This is a genomic window from Paenibacillus sp. Soil522 (assembly GCF_001428245.1).
Classification (GTDB): Bacteria; Bacillota; Bacilli; order Paenibacillales; family Paenibacillaceae; genus Pristimantibacillus.
Map to the genome: position 1 here is coordinate 815 of NZ_LMRV01000120.1, position 2,942 is coordinate 3,756.

A 2,942-nucleotide genomic window follows, 5' to 3' on the forward strand; every position below is an offset into this window, starting at 1 on the left:
CTTAGAGTCAATCATACAATTTAGTTATGAAATCGCAGGGTTTAATAGAATTGAAGCATTAACAAATCTTGATGCCGCCCCTTCTATGAATTTATTGATCAAGTTAGGTTTTAAGCAAGATGGTATACTGCGAGGCTATGCCTCATTTCAAGAAGGATATATAGACCAACGTTGTTTTTCTTTACTTAAAAGTGATTGGCAAAAGAAATCCGCAGTTATTTATTAAACTAACGGGTACNGCCTCATTTCAAGAAGGATATATAGACCAACGTTGTTTTTCTTTACTTAAAAGTGATTGGCAAAAGAAATCCGCAGTTATTTATTAAACTAACGGGTACTATAGCACAATGAACAAGGCTGCCAATCACCGGCAGCCTCGTTGAAGTAACGGGCAGTTTTGCACAACAAAATGCTTCCTTTTTCGTTACTGTAATAAGAAGGGGTGAAACAATGAGAAGTATTTCTTTTGTTTTTCTAATACTGATTATTTTAATCAGTGGATGTAGTGGCAGCAGTCAAACCAAAGTAAGAAGTAAATCAATGCTTTATGATTTCAATGAACCTTTTAGATTTCCATTTGAAGTTAATGAGGTTCGTACAGAGATAGCAATGGATAATCCCGATTCACTCCAACAATATGTTTTTCATTATAAAAACAAGCAGACCACTCAAGAAATAAAGTGCATTTTGAGCAAGGTTATTGATGAACCAGAAGATATATCTTTTAAACAAGGCAAGCAACCACTTAAACTTGAAAATGGGAAACAAGCATATTACGAAGAAGATGAGACCAGCCAATCAATTTGGTGGGAAGGTGACAATGGGTTTGTGGCTCGATTTGTTTACTATATCAATGGAAACCGTGAGCAATTAGATAAATATAAATTAGATAAATCCGATCTAATAGAATTAGCTAATCAGGTTCAATAGTATCTTTGAGTATTCGGTTTATTATTAAGCTAACGGAGACTATAGTTCAATTACTTATCAGCAGGGGATGCCGGCGGGATCGGCAGCCTTTTTGCGTTAACGGGCAGGTTTGCGTGGTGGCAGCCATCTGCTGATATTGTACTATTGGGCGGGTTATGTTCAAATGTGTAATGTTTTCTAATTTTCAAAATTCTTGTTTACCTCACAAGGTTTATTTGATAATATAATCGCAATATTCAAATGTGATGAAGAGAAGAGTAAATAAATGAATTCTTTCACAGAGAGCTCCGTTAGCTGAAAAGGAGTAAGAGTTCCTTATTGAAAAAAGCCTCAGAGCAGCACATCGGAGCCCAAGATAAAGGGGGATGGTGTGTCAGGAGCTCCTGTTACAGAGCTAGAGTATAAGCATTACATGGTAATGCCGTACTTGAAGAGGCTAATATGGCGACATATTAGCGAATCTGGGGTGGTACCACGAGTATACAAATCTCGTCCCTAAGACTGACTAAAGTCTTGGGGGTGGGATTTTTTTTTATTGGTGCAAAGGAAATACAGTTTACATTCAACATAAGGTACACCAAATCAAACTGTTTGAATAGTTATTTAGGGAAGATCATGCGATGTTGAAAGGAATTGAATATCTTATGACAGAAAAATTGAAGGTTGGTATTGTAGGAGGAACGGGCATGGTGGGCCAGCGGTTTATTCAGTTGCTGGACCAGCATCCCTGGTTTAAGGTAACGGCCATTGCAGCTAGTGCCAGTTCGGCAGGTAAAACTTATGAAGAATCTGTACAAGGCAGATGGAAGTTGTCTAGCCCAATTCCTGAAGAAGTGAAAAATATCGTCATTCAGGATGCTTCGAAAGTGGAGGAGGTTGCCACTCAGGTCGATTTTATTTTTTGTGCAGTTGATATGAAAAAAAATGAAATTCAAGCGTTGGAAGAGGCATACGCAAAGACGGGCACGCCCGTTGTTTCCAATAATTCGGCTCACCGCTGGACACCTGATATCCCAATGGTCATTCCGGAGATTAACCCAGGGCATATTGAAGTGATTGCTGCTCAGAGAAAGCGGCTTGGAACCTCGACCGGATTTATTGCTGTTAAGCCCAACTGTTCCATTCAGAGCTATGTGCCGGCACTTCATGCATTGCTAGATTACAAACCAACAAAAGTGGTGGCATCGACGTATCAGGCGATATCTGGAGCCGGCAAAAATTTTACCGATTGGCCCGATATGTTAGATAATGTAATCCCTTATATTGGCGGCGAGGAAGAAAAAAGCGAGCAGGAGCCATTGCGCATATGGGGCAGCATTGTAAATAATGAAATTATTAAAGCAAGTGCACCATTAATTACAACGCAGTGTATTCGCGTTCCAGTATTGGATGGACATTTGGCTACAGTATTTGTATCGTTCGAGAATAAACCTTCGAAAGAAGAAATTCTCGATCGCTGGCTGCAATTCAAAGGACGGCCGCAGGAGCTTGGCCTGCCAAGCGCACCAAACCAGTTTATAACTTATTTTGAAGAAGAGAACAGACCGCAGACGAAGCTTGATCGTGACATTGAGCGCGGTATGGGTGTTTCGGCGGGCAGATTGCGTGAGGATTCAATATACGATTATAAATTTGTAGGACTATCGCATAATACATTACGTGGAGCAGCGGGCGGTGCTGTTCTGGTCGCCGAACTGCTTAAAGCGGAAGGGTACATTCAGGCAAAGTAGAAGCATACACATTCATTCGAATAGCTAGACAAAACAGCAAGCATCCCGATACTTTCAGGTGCTTGCTGTTTTTCAGTTAAAAGATTTGAGAAAAGAGCGGATTTCTCATTCAACTAACGGGTACGATAGCTTAATAAAGAAAGACACCGCGGCAGCCGGCCAAATGATCGGCTGCCTGTTCCATGCTAACGGGCAGTGCGCGCCTAGCCAAGCTAGGCACAACTTACTGATGCAAGTTCAGTCGGGGTAGGGACCAAGCCGCCCCGTAGCTAGCAGGCAGAC

General features: G+C 41.2%; 3 protein-coding genes and 1 other annotated feature. All 3 genes read left to right on the forward strand.

Going from position 1 to position 2,942, the window contains the following annotated elements; genetic code table 11:
• On the forward strand, positions 1-226 hold a 226-nt coding region (locus ASG81_RS33460), incomplete at its 5' end, for a GNAT family N-acetyltransferase (RefSeq protein WP_235549096.1).
• Positions 227-450: 224 nt separating this feature from the next.
• Positions 451-930, forward strand: coding sequence for a hypothetical protein (locus ASG81_RS29490; protein WP_056643421.1), 480 nt, complete (start codon positions 451-453; stop codon positions 928-930).
• 236 nt (positions 931-1,166) lie between these two features.
• Positions 1,167-1,430, forward strand: a binding site (T-box leader).
• 144 nt (positions 1,431-1,574) lie between these two features.
• On the forward strand, positions 1,575-2,660 hold the full coding sequence (gene asd, locus ASG81_RS29495; RefSeq protein ID WP_081417670.1) for an aspartate-semialdehyde dehydrogenase: 1,086 nt from the start codon (positions 1,575-1,577) through the stop codon (positions 2,658-2,660).
• The last annotated feature ends 282 nt before the right edge of the window (positions 2,661-2,942 follow it).